Consider the following 370-nt stretch of genomic DNA (forward strand, 5'->3'; position numbering starts at 1 on the left):
GTGGACGGACGCGTGTCCCTGCATCCCGCGCGAATCGCGCAACGACTGCGGGGACCCGGCCGGTGTCGATAACGGGCCCTGACGGAACCGTAGCGGCAACGACCCCACGCGAGTCATCGGCGGCTTTCGCCGCGATCGACCGCAGGCAACAAGACCGCAATTTTCATCAACACCCGAAGGAGAAACCATGAAGACCATCCAGATGCTCAAGACCGCCGGCACCATCGCGTGTGTTGCTTTCGCATTGAACGCGACTGCGCAAACCAGTGCCTCGGCACCGCCCGCTGCATCCGAAAGCCTCGGCCAGCATATCGACGACGGCACCATCACCACCAAGGTCAAGGCAGAATTGCTGGGCGCGAAGAATGTG

General features: G+C 62.4%; 1 protein-coding gene. It reads left to right on the forward strand.

Features of this window, described 5'->3' with window-relative positions:
• Nucleotides 1-187 precede the first annotated feature (187 nt).
• A partial coding sequence (locus EN850_RS34250; RefSeq protein ID WP_210238032.1) for a hypothetical protein occupies nucleotides 188-370 on the forward strand: 183 nt, incomplete at its 3' end.

The organism is Mesorhizobium sp. M8A.F.Ca.ET.207.01.1.1 (assembly GCF_004794715.1).
Taxonomy (GTDB): domain Bacteria; phylum Pseudomonadota; class Alphaproteobacteria; order Rhizobiales; family Rhizobiaceae; genus Mesorhizobium.